Below are 15356 nucleotides of genomic sequence, written 5' to 3' on the forward strand. Positions count from 1 at the left end.
CCCTCATGCCCTCCTACCGCCACTGAACACGACGCAAGGGGCAGCCACAGGGAGGGGACACGATGACACGAAGGTCTGTCGGCATCGTCGGCCGGATGCGGTCGGGCAAGGACACCGCCGCCGGGGTGCTGGTGCGGGAACACGGGTACACGCGGTTGGCCTTCGCCGACCCGCTCAAGGCCATGGCCTACGCCACGAGCCCGATCCTGCACGAAGGAGACCGGCTCGCCGACGCGGTCGACCGGCTCGGCTGGGAGCGGGCGAAGGACTACAACCCCGAGGCCCGCCGGTTCCTTCAGCGGCTCGGCGTGAGCGCGCGAGACACCCTCGGGCCGGACGTGTGGATCACGGCCTTGACCGACCACGTCCGCCGGGTTCACGGCCCCGTGGTCGTCCCGGACGTGCGGTTCCAGAACGAGGCGGCGGAGCTGCGCTCGCGAGGGTTCGTGATCCTGCGCATCCGGCGGCCGGGCCTGTCCGATCTCGACCCGCACGTGTCCGAAACCGAGTCCGACGCCATCCGCGCGGACGTGACCGTGACCAACGATTCCACCCCGGACGCGCTCGCCGACCGCGTCCACCAGCTCGTGAAGGAGTACACGCTGTGATCGCCTACATCCGCCGGTTCCCGGCCCTGGTCCTCACCCTCGCCGCCACCCTGGTCGGTCTGCTCGCGCACCTGGTGCCCGGTCTGCCGGACGGCCCGCTGCTGGACGTGGCCGCCGCCGTCGTCTCGCTCATCGCGGGCGTGGAAATCCACCGCCGGGTGACCACCGTCCCGGCCGATCAGCGCAGCCTGAGCGCCCACGAATACGAGTTCGAGGACGTCGAGCCCGCGCCCGAGCTGGAGCCGGAGACCGTCCCGGCCGACTGACCCGGCCCGTGCTTGTGGTGTGCACACCGACGACCCCGAGGCCGGCGGCGGCCCTGTGGTTGGCGTGCACACCACAAGCCGCCCCAGGCCGGCCGTGGGCCTGTCCGTGTGGTGCACACACCAAGTCCGGGTCCAGCTGGTCGGTGTGGTGTGCACCACAAACAGCTGCGTTACCATGGTAACGCAGCATAGGTTGGTCTCAACGGCAACGACGGAGGGACGGCGGACATGACGAACACCGGATCGCAGATCATCAAGGCCATCGAAGCGGCCTGGCGCACGATCCAGCGCAAGAACGCCGACGTGGCGGAGGTGGTTGTGGTGACCGGCTCCGGCTTCCACGGCAAGAACCCGAAGTGGGCGCACTTCTGGCCGGGCCGCTGGACGCAGGACGAAGAGGGCAAGGAAGGCGCGGACATCAACTTCGTGGACCAGATCACGAAGGGAATGCCGGAACTGTTCGTCTCGGGCGAACTGCTGGGCCTGCCCGGTCGCCGGATCATGCAGACCCTCTTGCACGAAGCCGCGCACAGCCTCAACCACACGCGGGGCGAGCACGGGACCAACATCAACGGCCGTCACAACAAGACGTTCGTGAAGGCCGCGAACGAACTGGGCCTCATCTGGCCCGAGGGCAAGGAACCGCACGGCTCCATCGGTTTCTCTCAGGTCGAGATCACCGACGAGACCGCCAAAAAGTACGAAAAGACGATTGAAAAGCTCGAAGCCGCCCGGCTCGCGTTCCTCGCCGACGGCCGCCGCGCCGAGAAGGGCCAGTCCTTCGGCGGCAACGGCAAGACCGGACGCACCACGGGACAGGGCGGCGGAGACGGCGGCTCCGGCCGGGGACGCGGAGCACGCGGCGGGTCGCGCGGCGGAAAGCGGATCTACGCCGTGTGCGGCTGCGAGACACCCGACGCCTTCCCGATCACCCCGGGTCGCCTGGAGCGCGGAGCGATCATCTGCGGTGACTGCGACGAGCCGTTCCGGCCCCGCGAAGACGCCGACGCCGCCTGACTGAGCTGCGTTACCATGGTCACGGGGCGAGTCCGGGGAACCGGGCTCGCCCCTGTGAGAAGGTGGGGAGCATGGGAGAACAACCGGACCTCACGACCCGGCAGGCCGCGCTTGTCGCCGACGGGGCCGAGCTGGCGCGGGCCGCAGCGCTGCGAAACTCGCTCGACGCCAAGAAAGACCTTGGCCGCCTGCTGGTCAACCTGCGCGAGACCTTCCAGGACGACCAGGGCCGCCCGGACTACACCGCGAAGACGCAGGCGTACCGCACGGCCGTCGCTGCGTTGTACGAAGCGGCCGGACTGTCGCGCGAGGACTCCCGCCGGGTGCAAGGAGCGGTCCGCCATCAAGTCGGCATCGAACTGCGCCGACGCCTGGACGCCGACACGCTCACCGCCTACGACCTGAACCCGCACGACCGCAACGCCCCGCGCCGCAAGCCCGCGCCCCGCCCGGACGCCGATCAGGTGGATACCCCGGCGAGCCTGCCGGATCGGGTGGCCGAATTGCACGCCCTTGCCTTCGCGCTCGTCGAGTCGCCGGAAGCGTCCACCTTGGACGCCGAGACGGCTGAGCTGGTCCGGGCCGCACTCGCCGACACCGCCGCACTCTGCACCCGCCTGCGCGCTCGACTGAGTCCAGGAGCCCCGTAGACGCCGTCTGACGACTGAGCCCCTTTCCCTTGTGGGACAGGGGCTTTTTCGTGTCTGAAAACTTTCTCGTCGAACCGTGTCCCCTCGCGCGCCGCTACCGCCACTGAACGAGACGAGAGAGCGCGACAGAGGGGAAACCGAGTGAGCGCAGTAAAAACCATCAAGCGCGGAGGCTCACGCTTCTACGTGCACCCGGAGACCCGCGAGAAGGTCCCCGGCGTCACCTCCGTACTTTCCATGCTTCCCAAGCCTTTCCTGACCTACTGGGCCGCGAAGGTCACCGCCGAGTCGGCCGTCTCGAACATCGGCCCCGTGGTCGGACTGGCCATGAACGACCCCGGCGGCGCGGTCGACTACCTCAAGCGGGCGCACCGCCGAACGACCAACGAAGCCGCCGACGTCGGCACGGAAGTCCACGCCCTGTACGAAAAGCTCGCCCGGGGCGACAAGGTCGGCAGGCAGCACCCGGACTTGGAACCTTACGTCCGCTGGATCAACGAGTTTCACGACCGCTACCAGCCGCGTTACCGGTTCATCGAAGACGCGGTGTGGTCGGACACCTACAAGTACGCCGGTTCCTTCGACGCCGTCTGTGACATCGACGGCGAAACCGTGATGCTCGATGCGAAGTCGACGCGCTCCGGGGTTCACGAAGAGGTGGCGCTACAGCTTTCCGCGTACAGCTTCGCCGACCACATCGTGACACAGGACGGGGAACAGGTCCCCATTCCGGAGATCCACGCGGGCGCGGTCCTGCACCTTCGGCCGGAGGGCTGGAAGCTCGTTCCGGCCCGGGTCGACGTCGGTGTGTTCGGCCACTTCCTGAACCTGCGCAAGGTGTTCGACTGGGTCACCACCGAGTCGTCAACCGTCATCGGCAAGCCGCTGTTCGAGTCCGTGGCCTCCACCGGTTCCGAACGTCGCGCAACCACCAAGTAGAGGGGAAACCGTTTCATGGCAACGCACAAGGTCACGTACGAAACCACCACCAAGCCGGACCCGAAGGCCCTGCCGACCGGCGCGCGGGTCGAGGAGATCTCGCCGTTCCCGGCCGAGGTCACCGCGCACCGCCGGACGCTGCGGGTCAACCGCTTGGCGGGCAACGACATGCACGCCGCCACGGTGAAGATCACCGCCGAGACCGGCGAGTCCAAGGGCCTGCCGCTGACGGAGGACCAGGCCCGCGAGATCGGCACGACGCTGCTCAAGGCCGCCGACAAGGCCGCCACCGAACGGACCGCGCGCGAGCGGGCCGAGAAGGCGCGCAAGCTCGCCGAGGAGCAGAAGGCCGCTGCCCGGCGCGTGGCCCCGCTGCTGGACGGGCTGTTCTACGGCACCCCGCGCCCGTACCGGGAGTACCCGTTCCGGTTCTGAGTTTCCGCAACCCCTGTGGGCTGACGATGTCCACACGCGACAGTTAGGAGCGCATTTGTCGCTGCGCATTTTCGAGACCGATCCGGATTCCAAGCCGAAGCCGCGCAACACCTTCGCCGACGACATCGTCGGCCGGTTCCGCTCGGGCATCCTGATCGGCCGCCGCCCGCAGGCCCTGTCCGAGTGGCGCGTGACGACCGATGACCCGGACGTCGCCGACCGCATGGCCGAGCTGTACGGCGGCACCCCGGAGGAGTGGGACACCGACAAGTCCGACAACCTTCAGGTGATGACCGACGCCGCGAGCGTGCCCGTTGTGATCGAGAACGCGGCTGCGCTGCGTACCCGGATGGCCCTGTACGGGCAGGCCGGGCCGATCCACATCTGTGACGGCGCGTACTTCATCGAGGGTCACCCCGAGGATGAGGAGATCGGCGAGGCGTGCGGCTGCCCGCGCGAGCTGGCCAAGCGCAAGGAACAGGCCAAGAGCGGCCGGGGTCCGAAGCCGGATATCAGCCTGCGGTTCCGGCTGAAGGATGACCTGGACGTCGGCATGTTCCTGTTCTCGTCCGGCTCGTGGTCGCTCGTGAACGACCTGCCGGAGCTGGAGCGCGCGTTGTCGGCGGCGGACGGTCCCGTGCGGGCCGACCTGAAGTTGACCTTCGTCGAGTACGACACGAAGGCCGGTCGCCACGTCGAGTACCACCGTCCGGAGATCACCATCACGGGTGCCGCGTAGGCACCCACGCTTCACCCGCCCCCGGGGCCTGTCCACACGGACGGGCTCCGGGGGCCTTTTCTCGTTTCCGCCCCGGCCGGGCTCGTGGTGTACACGTCAACCACGGGTCCGCGGCCGGCCTCGGGGCCGCTGGTGTGCACACCACAACCGGCCGCACTCGAGCCGGCCTCGGGGGCCTTGTGGTGCACACGCCAACCGAGGGGCCGAGGCCGGCGCCGTGCGGCTCGTGGTGCACACGCCAACATCTGATCGGAGGGGACCACGTTGCACGTTGACGCGCTGCTACAGCACTTGGGCGGCGGAGCCGTGCTGGAAGACCGGGGCGGGGTCCTGGTGACCTGCCCGGCCCACGCGGACGGGCGGCCGTCGCTGTTCGTCTCGCTCAAGCCCGACGGGCGGGCGCTGGTGCACTGCCGCGCCGGGTGCTCGACCGACGCCGTGCTGAAGGCGGCCGGGCTCACCACGGCCGACCTGTTCCGGGTGACCGGTGAGCCGACGCTGTCCGACACACCGCCGGTTGAGCTCGACCCGGGCGCGGTCGCCGCGCTCATGCAGTACGTCACCGCCGCAGCGGGCCGCTTCCCCGGCTCTGAGAGCGCCGCCTACGCCCTGGAGCGGTTCGGCGTGACTGAAGACATGGGGCGGGAACTTCAGCTCGGCTACGACGACGGCACGGTGAGCATCCGGGGCCGGGACTACCGGACACAGGCGTACACGGCTCACCCGCGCCTGGTCGTCCCGATGGTCGATTGGCACGGCACTCCGCGCGGGCTTCAGGGCCGCGATGTCGGCGGAGCCTGCCCGGCCCGCTGGGTGAACCTCGCGAGTCCGGCCGAGGCGATGCGCTGGAGCGCTACCGGCGTGTTCCGCACGTCCGGGAGCTTCGACACGGTGGTAGTCACCGAGGGGCCGGGAGACGCGCTCACGGCCGTGGCCGCCGGGTACACCGCCGTGGCCGTGCGCGGGTCGGGGGTGGCTCGCTCGGAGCGCACCGCGCGGGAGCTGGTCGACGGCGCGGCCGACGGGGCGCTGTTCGTGCTCGCCGGGGACAACGACACCTCCGGCCGCGAGTTCAACGCGGCCCTTGGCGCGCGCCTGGCCGAGCTGGGCCGCCCCGCGCGGGTGCTCACGATCCCGGCCGGGCGGAAAGACCTCGCCGACTGGCGCGCCGCCGAGACAGCCGCCTTCGCCGCCGCGCTGCACCAGGCCGTGTCCGATGCTCCCGCGTGGACTGCGCCGGAGAAGACACCGCCGAAGCCCACCAAGGCGCGCCGGGAACGGGTCCCGATGGAAGGTACGGACATCGCGAACGCCCGCCGGGCGCTGGACATCGTCGGAGCAGACACCGCTTACGTGGACGGCGTCGGGTTCCTCACCTGGACCGGGAAAGTGTGGTCGGTGATGAGCACGACCCGCGAACGCGCCATCGGGCACCGGGTCGCCGACGCGATGACGGCCGAGCTAGCCGAGATCCGCGAGGCACACGGCGGGGACTCGTTGGCGTACAAGGAAGCGCTGAAGACCACCCGCCGGATGCACATGGATTCCGGCATCCGCGCCGCGCTGGAACACCTACGCACGATCACCGGACACGAAGTGGAGGACTTCGACGCACACCCGCACCTGTTGACCTTCGCCAACGGCACGGTGGATCTTCGGACGGGGCAGCTCCGGGCGCACGCTCGGGACGACCGGCTGACCAAGCTCATCCGCGCCGACTTCGACCCGGCCGCCCAGTGTCCACGATGGACGCAGTTCCTCGGGGAGATCTTCCCGGACGACGCCGAGTTGCCCGGCTACATGCGGCGGCTGATCGGGTACGGCATCACCGGCGAGACCCGGGAGCACGCGTTCGCCCTGCTCTACGGGCACGGTTCCAACGGCAAGTCCGTGTTCGTCAACACCCTTGCCGATGTGCTGCGCGGGATCACCGGGCACGTGTCACAGGCGGCCGTCGCCTACCAGCGCAGCTACGACCCGGGCGCGGCAAACCCCGCACTCGCTGCCCTGCGCGGAGTCCGGCTCGCCGTGCTGTCCGAGTTGTCGGAAGGGCTGCGGCTGAACGAAGCCCTGTTGAAACAGCTCACCGCAGGCGACCCGGTCACCGCGCGCGAGCTGTACAAGGGGATCTTCACGTTCCAGCCCACCGCGCTCATGCTCATGGCCACCAACTACCGGCCCGACGTGCGCGGGCAGGATGACGGGTTTTGGCGCAGGACAAGGCTTATCCCGTTCACCCGATCGTTCAGTGACGCGGACAAGGACCCGACGTTGGCCCGGACGCTGCTCGACGAAGCGCCCGGGATTCTTGCGTGGGCAGTGAAAGGGGCGGCCGAGTGGTACGCCGGGGGCCTGCGTGAGCCCGCGTCCGTGCGGGCCGCCGTGGCGGAGTACCGGCAACAGTCCGATTTGCTGGACGGGTTCCTGCCCGGGGTCCTGGTGCACGACCCGCAGGGCAGCATCTTGCAGAAAGCCGCGTGGGATGCGTTCCAGAACTGGCGTGACGAAGAACAGGTCATGCAGGTTCTTCGCTGGGGTCCACGGGAATTCACGCGCAACTTGGAGTCCCGGAAGGTGAAAAGCGTCCGGGCGAACGCGGGTAAGAAGCTGCTCGGGGTGCGCCTGGCGCGACCGGATGAGATCCACGCGGGCTGACCGCAACCACCACGCAGGCTGACCGGGCGGAGGGATTTCCCTTGCGGCCCGGTTTGTTCTGCGCGCTCACGGCAAGGGGGACCATGCGCGTACAGCATTACCGGGTTGCCGGAGAGCCGGTCATCATTCGCAACGTCGAGACCGCCGAGGACGTCCGCGCGTTCCTGGATTGGTGCCGCCGCAACCACAATCGGCCGATTGCGTTCGACACCGAGACCACCGGGTTGGACATCTACGCGTCCGGTTTTCGGGTGCGGCTGGTGCAGTTCGGCACGGAGCGGGAAGCGTGGGTGCTTCCGGTCGACCCGGCGGCCGGCCTGGGGTGCACACCACACGTGGCCGTGCGGGAAGCGCTCGACACGTTGCCGTACCTGTTGGCGCACAACGCGAAGTTCGATGCGCTCGCCGTGGCTGCGCACCTCGGGGTGGACCTGGTCGGCTTGTGGCGGCGGATCACCGATACGCGGATCTTGGCGCACTTGCTCGACCCGCGCGGCCCGCAGGACCCCGGCGGTATCGGGCAGGGACTCAAGCCGTTGTCTGCCCGGCACGTCGACCCGGACGCGCCGGACACGCAAGCCGGGCTGTATGCCGAGTTCCGGAAGATCGGGCACACCAAGGAAACCGGGTGGGCCGCAATCGCCCTGGACCATCCGCTGTACACGCTGTACGCCGGGCTTGACGTCATCCTGACGTCCCGGCTGTTCGCCGCGTTGGGTCCGCTGATCGAGTTCGCGGGGTACACGCGGCTTTCGGAGTTCGAGCACGCGGTAGCGCTGGTGTGCGCGCGCATGGAGGCGCGCGGGTTCCTGCTGGACGTCGAGTACACCGAGACCCTTGCCGCTCGGCTGCTGGCCGAGTCCGACGAGTGGAGCGCGGTTGCCCGTCGGTTCGGGGTGTCGTCGGTCAACGCGCCTGCGCAGATTGCCGCCGCGCTTGAAGGGATGGGCGAAACCCTCACGGAGACAACGGAATCCGGCGCGCTCAAGGTCGACAAGGAGGTGCTGTTGCCGCTCGCGGACCTGGACCGCAAGTGGCAGCGGATCGGCGCGCGTGAGGCGAATCCCCTTGCGGACGCGGTACTTCGCGCGAAACGGGCGTCGAAGTGGGCGACGTCCTATGCGGACGCCATGTTGTCCCGGCGCGACGGGCAGGACCGAATTCACCCGGACATCGCAAGCCTTCAGGCCCGCACCGCCCGGATGTCGATTTCCCGTCCGCCGCTTCAGCAACTCCCGTCCGGGGACTGGGTCATCCGGCGCGCGATGCAAGCCGAACCCGGGTGCGTCGTCGGCACGGTCGACTACCAGGCCGTGGAACTGCGTGTGCTGGCCGCGCTGTCCGGCGACGCGCAGATGACCGCTGCAATCCACGCGGGCAAGGACTTGCACGGCTTCACCGCCGAGCTGATCTACGGCCCCGGCTTCACCGAGTACCACCGGAAGGTGTGCAAGGGGATCGGGTTCGGGAAGGTCTACGGCGGCGGCCCGGACACGCTGAGCAGACAGACCGGGGCACCGCTGGACCAGGTCAAGGCCGCCATCCGCGCCTACGACCGCGCGTATGCGGGAGTGCGCCGGTACTCGAAGCGCCTGCAAAACCGCGCCGAGTGGGGCGCAAAGGAAGTCGTCACCCCGGCCGGGCGACGGCTCCCGCTGGACCGACGAAGGCTTTACGCAGCAACGAACTACATGGTTCAGAGCACCGCGCGAGACGTGCTCGCCGAGGCGCTGTTGCGGCTGGACGAACGCGGGCTGACGGAATACCTGCGCCTACCGGTTCACGACGAAGTGGTGTTCGCGGCTCCGGCCGCTGACGCGCAGGAAATCGGCCGGGAGATTCAGACGGCCATGGCGGTCGACGACTTTTTCGGCGTGCCGCTGACCACCGACCTGGAGATCGGCGGACGCACGTGGGGGTCCCTGTACGGGGCCGCCGGATGAGGAATGAGGGGGAAATGATGGCGCGGTGCCGCTGCGGCGCTACCGACGGCGTGCGGGTCTACCCGATGTGGCCGCGCAAGCTGTTCTTGTGCCGATCGTGCGCGACGGCGTATTTCAAGGCCCGGCGTCGGGAGGAGACCGCCGGGATGCTCGCCCGCTACGGCGACGTGGACCAGGCCGCGCTACGGGCCGAGGCCCACCACGTCGCGCTGCGGGCCGAGGCGGAGGCCGCGTTGGCGTGTGCACCACAACCGGGGGCACCGCGGCCGGCATGGTGTGCACACCACACGGGCGTACTCGAGCCGGCCTCGGATGGCCTGGCGTGTGCACCACAGGCGGCGGCCGACGTGCGGGCCTGCCTGGACGCGCTCGCCGCGCAGGCCGTGCGGTACTTCCGTGAGTTCGGGGACCAGGCGTACCGGGTGTTCCCGTCCTACCGGGATCGGCAACGCGCCCGGGGCCACGCTGTACGGGCCGCTGAACGTGCCGTGTACGCCCTGCCGTATGACGTGCCGTGGCTGCGGCGGCTCTACCGCGACCGGTGCGCCTACTGCGGCGGGAAGGCCGCGCACATCGATCACGTCTGGCCCCTGGTGCTGGGCGGTGACGATGCGCCGTGGAACCTCGCGCCCGCCTGCGCGGACTGCAACCTGTCCAAGGGCGGCCGGGCCGTCGGCGGGTGGCTGCCCGGCAGGCTCGCCGAGCTGCCCGAGGACCAGCGGGCCGCCGTGCGGGAGGTGTGGCGCTCGTGGACGCCCGCCTGACCGACCGGAAGGTGTGCGCCCGCTGCGGCACCACACGCCCTCTGGGCGAGTTCTACCGGCGGACTTCGAGCCGGGACGGCCGCCGGGGTGTCTGCGCCGAGTGCACCCGCCGGGCCGCCGCCATCCGACACCAGGCGACCCGCGACACCGCCCGCAACCGCCGGTACGTCGCTCGGTACGGCATCACCGCCGACGACGTGGACGAGCTGCGGGCCGCGCAGCGCTACCGGTGCGCCCTGTGCGGACGCCACGAAGACCGCTTGCCGCTCGGGCTCATGGTCGACCACGACCACCAGTCCGGCACAGTGCGCGCCCTGCTGTGCCACTCGTGCAACGCAGGGCTTGGCCACCTCCGCGAGTCGCCGGACCTCCTGCGCGCGGCCATCGCGTATCTCGCGCGCGGAGACGAATTGCTAGCCATTGCCGACAACGAAAAGAGCTGACGCGTTGAGCCTGAAGACAGACAGTTTCGTGACGATCGCCGCGCGCCTGCGGCAGGCCGCCGAGAAGTTCGCCGCCGTCGCCGAGCTGGTGGACGTGGCGGCCGTCGCCCCGCCCCGGGGCCTGGTCTCCCACTCCGCCGACGGCGTGAACCGTCCCGTCGAAGACCTGGTGCTCGCCCGCGAAGACAGCGGCCTGTACACCGCGACCGACCGCACCCGCCGCCACGCCGCGCAAGCGGTCTTGCACGCCGAGGAAGCCCAGCGCTGCGCCACCCGCGCCGTGCGGGCGTTCGACCGGACGTAGCGCCCGGTTGCACGCTGTATTGACGTGCACACCACAAAGACCACTCCAACAGAGCAACTGAGCAAACGCTGAGAATGTGACACTCGCCACAATGCCAGCGGCATGGTATCTCGCGAACTCGAACACATGTTCGGACGAAAACCGGCGCCCGAGCTGCGGATACATGATCAAGTCAAGCCGGTTCATCCGAAGGTAAAGGCGCTGAGCTGCGCGTTACAGGTTTTGGCGAACTTTTTTCACGAAAGCGGGGTGCCCCTTCGGGCGGATAGCTTGGCAGGTCGGGGGATCGGGTCGGGGGACGCGATGAGGGTCAAGGGGAGGACGAAGAGTTGAGTACGGGTACCACCCGGGAGAGAGCGCTAGTCGACACGCTGCGTGAGCGGATGGATGCGGGCAAACCGGTCCAGGCGCAGGGGGCAGCTCTACCGGGGCACATCGCACGTCTTGCGAACAACGCACTTGCCGGGGAGGCCAACGCCGACCCCCGGACGACGCCGGACCTCGCGCACGCAGCCGCCGCCGGAGATCGCGGGGCCGAGCTGCCGCTCTACGTCCGGGTAGCGACCGACCTGGAGCGGACGGCCGGACGAGTCGCCGGGGACGCGGCACTGAGCCGGGAAGATCTCCACCAGGAGGGCGCGCTCCGGCTGATCGAGGACATCCGCACGGGCATGGTCACCGAACGGTTCGGCGGGGCCGTCGGCCCGTACATCGGCCGGGCGCTTCGGCGGTACCTGGTCGACCTGGTCGACTCGCAGCGACCGGGACGGCCGCCCATCCCCGGCAGGGAACGCCGCCGGTTGCGCGAGGCCCTGAACGCCACGATGAACGCCGACGACACGTACAACACCCTCGCGGCCGTGCAGTACGCCCGCAACCACTTCGCGTGGACGCTGGGGCACTTCTGGGCCGTGCACGGCTCCGCGTTCGGCGCACCGGTGCAGTGGGGCGACTCGGCGACCTCCGCCGGACTGACGTTCGCGGAGACCACGGCCGACCCCGCAGCGACCGACGCATTCGACCGGGTGGACGACCGCATCACCGCGCACAGCATCATCGAGCACGCGGAATTGACCATGCGCGAACACGACGTCATTTCCGCAATCTTCGGTTTGCACGGGCTCGCCGCCACCACGGAGGAGACCGCCGAACTACTGGGCATGTCCACCCGCCACGTGAAGCGCCTGCGCGCATCCGCGCTGGTCAAGCTCGGACGGGCCGCGGCCGGCCTCGGGCTCGCCGACGACGAGGACCAACCAGAAGACCAACCGGCCGCCACCGTGCCCGACATCGTCCGGCAACGCACCCGCGCCACCATTCCGTGCCCCGCATAGGGCGCACCGCTCATCACCTTCTTGGGGAATAAAAATGCACATTTATCGATGCGTCAGCGACGAAGACGACTACATCGGCTTCGCCGTGTCCGGCTCGTCCGCCGTGCTCACCGTCCACGAGTCCGACTCCGACGACGGGCAGCCCGACACGGCCGAGCTGGAGTTCACCGCCCCGCAGGCACACGAGATCGCCGCGAAGCTGCGGGAGCTGTCCGCGCAGACCGGGCAGGCGGGCACCGTCGCCGGACTGTTCCTCGGGCGCACCACCGACGAACCCGGAATCCTGTTCTCCGCCTGCCTGGACGGCGGCACCTGCCGGGACGTCATCCTGTCCCACACCGACGCGGCCGACCTCGCCGACCGGCTGACCCTCACCGCCACCACGGCCGACACCGACCCGGCCGCCGACGTCCCGGCCCCGCCGTTCGCCGATCTCCTCCGGCGCGCGACCGCATTGCGCATCACGGCCACCGTGTTCGAGGTGCCCGAAGTCGACCTTTTCGACGCGGCGGAATGGGTCGCGGGCGACGTGCCCGAACCCGTCGCATGAGTTCGTCACTTCGCCGGGTCTCCCCGTGCGAACACGGCGTCACTCATCACATCAAGGAATTGCGTTCGGGTACGTCGTTCAGCGTCCGCGAGTGCCGGACGAAGGCAGGCTTCCCGCGCACTCACGTCGTCACGGACGAGCGGTACCCGGAGGCAGCCATCAAGCCGTGACCTTGGCGTGTGCACCACGAGCACCGGAATGCCGGCCGCGGACCCGGTCTTATGGTGTGCACGCCACGCGCACCCGAGGCCGGCGCCAGAACCGCTGTGTTGTGCTCACCACAAATGGCAAAGAAGTAAACACGGATCTCTCGAAAATGAAACACGGAAGGCCACGAAGGCGATAAGCTGAGAGGACATCGCAGGAATCAAGAGCAAAGGATCTATCACGTGGCACAACGTGTAGCCGTGGAAGTGCTGTGCGACATCGACGGCTCCGAGGGAGCAGCGCCAGTTGACTTCGGCCTGGACGGCGTCGAATACACCATCGACCTGTCCGAGGAGAACGCCGCCGCGCTGCGGGACGAGCTTGCCCGCTACGTCGCCGCCGCCCGGCGGGTCGGTGGCCGGAAGAACCGAGGCACCGGAGCGGCCAAGCCGCCGCAGCGCAACGGCGAAGCCAGCGAAGCCCGCGCGTGGGCGCAGGAGAACGGCATTGCAGTTGCGGCCATCGGCCGCGTGTCCGCCGAAGTGCTGGAGCAGTACCGCGCTTCGAAGGCGGAGTCAGAACCGAAGCTGTCCAGGCCCGCCGCCCGCAAGCGCACTCCGCGCAAGACGGCTGCGGCGCGGAAGTAACGCCGAAGGTCGGTCCCGAAGTGTCGTCCATGGCTGGTAGCCTGGGCGCGCTTCGGGCCGGGACGGACTTACACGCCGCTTCTAACCCGAACAGGGAAGCCCTCCACCTTCACGGGTGGGGGGCTTTTCTGTATCCGCATTTGTGTGGTGTGCACTACAAAGTAACTAATGCCCGGTTGGCGACGATATGCCGGGCGTGAACCTCACTCGACTTACCGCCGCGACTGCCGCCGCTGTCTTCGCCGCTCTGAGCCTCACCGCCTGCGGGAGCAGCGACACCCAGGCCCCGGCGTCCGCGCCCGTCCAGACGGCCACCACGGCGGCGGAACCGGCCGCCGACACCAGTACCGCTCTCGTCGACAACTTCACCGCCGCCACGAAGGGCCAGACCTGGGCCGGGAAAGTGTCAGCGGTCAAGCTGGACGGCAAGGCTGTGATCGTCTGGTCCACATTCACCAAGACCGACAAGGCCGCCACGGTCGCCGCCTGCGAAGCCGCCACGAAGGCCGCCCGGGACACGAAGACGGACTTTCAAAGCGTCGCCGTGCGCAGCGCAGATGACAGCACCCTTGCGCACCAGAACGAGAAGTACGGCCCCAAGCAGTGTGAGAACTGATTTCTTGAACCACAGAGGCCCCCTCCCCGCGCCGGGAGGGGGCCTCCTTCATAGTGGCTCCGCGTACCACGGGCGAGACTTTGACTCTTGCCGCGTCCTGTAATCAGAGACGGCCTGTAAAACAAATTTATTACGAGAGAGCCCCAAAGCGTCGGCAACTCTCACAACATCTGTGACGTATCGCAACTGACGCTTACCTAGTTCCAATTGAGAAAGCGTCGTTTGACTGAGCGTCGCCAGTTCACCAAGCTTAATCTGACTAAGTTTTTGGGCTCGACGCTCGTCGTGTACCAGCTTTCCTAGCGACTCCTTATTCGTCATGTCCGTCAAGTCCCAGCGTAAAAATCAGTGAGTTACCGAACATTCCACAATAGAAGTAGCGACGTTGCTTCAATGTGCCTGCATACGGTCGAAGCTCTTGAATAACATCCTCGCGCACGTAGTCAATTACTATTTCATAGATCCGCGTTGGCTCAACTTGCGTAAGTCGACACAGGTCGGAAAACGTAAGTCCTCCACGCTTATGAATCGCGGCAATGATTTCGCTTTTCTCGGAAGTTAGCTCGCTCACGAGCCGTTCGGCCTTTGCCTCGTGCGCTTGCCAACCGTCGAGCGTGAAACCTTCTAGAATACTTTCTAGGTGCGTCATAAGTTTTACCTAGCCAATGCGGATAGGCCCGCACGGGTGCAGTACAGATACTTGCTTGGAATCTCTGCACCCTGGCGCAATTCCATCTTTCCGTCAATCATGCCGCGTCCGCGGAGCGTAGCAACCACGGTATAAAAATCCTTCGTCTCAAGCCTCAAGGCGCGCCCAAGCTCGGCATAGGTAAGGCCCTTTTTGAGGCTCGCCAAGGCGTTTAGAATTGCTCGCTCCCGCGCAGTAAGTCTCTTACTAGTCAACTTATAATTTCCTGTTATTCAAGTTCGCCGTTGTCGCGTCGCTGAAGGCTTCGTTCGGCCTCTCCGGCAATGAATGATCCAATAGATTCAAGCTCGCTCAAAACCGTAAGCGCCTCGTCAGGTGCGCCCATTCGCATCAGAAATATTGCAGCACAGTATCTTACGGCGCTTTCCTCAGACTCCAGCAAAGGGCGCAAGATGTCTTTTACGACTCCCTCGCGGTACCATTCGGTTACTAGCGCATTGAAGCCCAGGAGGGGCACCCTGTCGGCCTCGCTGAAGTTCGGGTCGTGTGACCGACTTCGAAGTCTTGCCAGTTCGCAAAACCTCTCACGCGCCGCATTCCAGCCCTCTTCGGTCACGTACTTTCCAATCTCCCAAACCCCGAAAGCCCCG

The 15356-nt window shown here is 67.7% G+C and carries 19 protein-coding genes; 16 read left to right on the forward strand and 3 right to left on the reverse strand.

Features of this window, described 5'->3' with window-relative positions; translation table 11 throughout:
- Positions 1-62 precede the first annotated feature (62 nt).
- The 16 genes from ACLJPY_RS22155 (at position 63) to ACLJPY_RS22230 (ending at position 14057) form a co-directional block, all read left to right on the forward strand.
- Positions 63-608, forward strand: coding sequence for a hypothetical protein (locus ACLJPY_RS22155; RefSeq protein ID WP_410591099.1), 546 nt, complete (start codon positions 63-65; stop codon positions 606-608).
- Positions 605-874 (forward strand): hypothetical protein, encoded by a 270-nt coding sequence (locus tag ACLJPY_RS22160; RefSeq protein ID WP_410591100.1) that lies wholly within the window; start codon positions 605-607, stop codon positions 872-874. Before ACLJPY_RS22155 ends, ACLJPY_RS22160 begins: the two co-directional genes overlap by 4 nt.
- 228 nt (positions 875-1102) lie before the next feature.
- The gene (locus ACLJPY_RS22165; protein ID WP_410591101.1) at positions 1103-1891 is read left to right on the forward strand and encodes a hypothetical protein; all 789 of its coding nucleotides are present in this window, start codon (positions 1103-1105) and stop codon (positions 1889-1891) included.
- Positions 1892-1962: 71 nt separating this feature from the next.
- Positions 1963-2541 carry a hypothetical protein gene (locus tag ACLJPY_RS22170; protein WP_410591103.1) on the forward strand — a complete coding sequence of 193 codons (579 nt, stop codon included), beginning with the start codon at positions 1963-1965 and terminating at the stop codon, positions 2539-2541.
- Positions 2542-2778: 237 nt separating this feature from the next.
- Positions 2779-3480 (forward strand): hypothetical protein, encoded by a 702-nt coding sequence (locus ACLJPY_RS22175; protein ID WP_410591104.1) that lies wholly within the window; start codon positions 2779-2781, stop codon positions 3478-3480.
- 15 nt (positions 3481-3495) lie between these two features.
- Entirely contained in the window at positions 3496-3915 is a 420-nt protein-coding gene (locus tag ACLJPY_RS22180) for a hypothetical protein (RefSeq protein ID WP_410591106.1), read from the forward strand.
- A gap of 55 nt (positions 3916-3970) precedes the next feature.
- Positions 3971-4654, forward strand: a complete 684-nt coding sequence (locus tag ACLJPY_RS22185) for a hypothetical protein (protein WP_410591108.1) — start codon at positions 3971-3973, stop codon at positions 4652-4654.
- 306 nt (positions 4655-4960) lie between these two features.
- The gene (locus ACLJPY_RS22190; protein WP_410591110.1) at positions 4961-7309 is read left to right on the forward strand and encodes a phage/plasmid primase, P4 family; all 2349 of its coding nucleotides are present in this window, start codon (positions 4961-4963) and stop codon (positions 7307-7309) included.
- An 83-nt stretch (positions 7310-7392) separates the two neighbouring features.
- Positions 7393-9252 carry a DNA polymerase gene (locus ACLJPY_RS22195; protein ID WP_410591112.1) on the forward strand — a complete coding sequence of 620 codons (1860 nt, stop codon included), beginning with the start codon at positions 7393-7395 and terminating at the stop codon, positions 9250-9252.
- Positions 9253-9266: 14 nt separating this feature from the next.
- Positions 9267-10016 (forward strand): HNH endonuclease, encoded by a 750-nt coding sequence (locus ACLJPY_RS22200; protein WP_410591113.1) that lies wholly within the window; start codon positions 9267-9269, stop codon positions 10014-10016.
- Entirely contained in the window at positions 10001-10459 is a 459-nt protein-coding gene (locus ACLJPY_RS22205; protein ID WP_410591114.1) for an endonuclease VII domain-containing protein, read from the forward strand. Before ACLJPY_RS22200 ends, ACLJPY_RS22205 begins: the two co-directional genes overlap by 16 nt.
- A gap of 4 nt (positions 10460-10463) precedes the next feature.
- Entirely contained in the window at positions 10464-10763 is a 300-nt protein-coding gene (locus tag ACLJPY_RS22210) for a hypothetical protein (RefSeq protein WP_410591115.1), read from the forward strand.
- A gap of 383 nt (positions 10764-11146) precedes the next feature.
- Positions 11147-12097 (forward strand): sigma factor-like helix-turn-helix DNA-binding protein, encoded by a 951-nt coding sequence (locus tag ACLJPY_RS22215; RefSeq protein ID WP_410591116.1) that lies wholly within the window; start codon positions 11147-11149, stop codon positions 12095-12097.
- Between the two features lie 34 nt (positions 12098-12131).
- Entirely contained in the window at positions 12132-12647 is a 516-nt protein-coding gene (locus ACLJPY_RS22220) for a hypothetical protein (protein ID WP_410591118.1), read from the forward strand.
- 389 nt (positions 12648-13036) lie between these two features.
- Entirely contained in the window at positions 13037-13441 is a 405-nt protein-coding gene (locus ACLJPY_RS22225; protein WP_410591119.1) for a histone-like nucleoid-structuring protein Lsr2, read from the forward strand.
- A gap of 187 nt (positions 13442-13628) precedes the next feature.
- A complete protein-coding gene (locus ACLJPY_RS22230) occupies positions 13629-14057 on the forward strand; it encodes a hypothetical protein (RefSeq protein WP_410591121.1) in 429 nt (142 codons plus the stop codon).
- Positions 14058-14105: 48 nt separating this feature from the next.
- On the opposite strand, the gene ACLJPY_RS22235 is transcribed toward ACLJPY_RS22230, so the two are convergent.
- The 3 genes from ACLJPY_RS22235 to ACLJPY_RS22245 all read right to left on the reverse strand — a co-directional run bounded on the left by ACLJPY_RS22235 (position 14106) and on the right by ACLJPY_RS22245 (position 15322).
- Positions 14106-14378 carry a helix-turn-helix domain-containing protein gene (locus tag ACLJPY_RS22235; RefSeq protein WP_410591122.1) on the reverse strand — a complete coding sequence of 91 codons (273 nt, stop codon included), beginning with the start codon at positions 14376-14378 and terminating at the stop codon, positions 14106-14108.
- The gene (locus ACLJPY_RS22240) at positions 14368-14706 is read right to left on the reverse strand and encodes a hypothetical protein (RefSeq protein ID WP_410591270.1); all 339 of its coding nucleotides are present in this window, start codon (positions 14704-14706) and stop codon (positions 14368-14370) included. Before ACLJPY_RS22240 ends, ACLJPY_RS22235 begins: the two co-directional genes overlap by 11 nt.
- A gap of 268 nt (positions 14707-14974) precedes the next feature.
- Entirely contained in the window at positions 14975-15322 is a 348-nt protein-coding gene (locus tag ACLJPY_RS22245) for a hypothetical protein (protein ID WP_410591123.1), read from the reverse strand.
- Positions 15323-15356 lie beyond the last annotated feature (34 nt).

It is taken from the genome of Amycolatopsis sp. lyj-23 (assembly GCF_046549135.1).
GTDB lineage: Bacteria > Actinomycetota > Actinomycetes > Mycobacteriales > Pseudonocardiaceae > Amycolatopsis.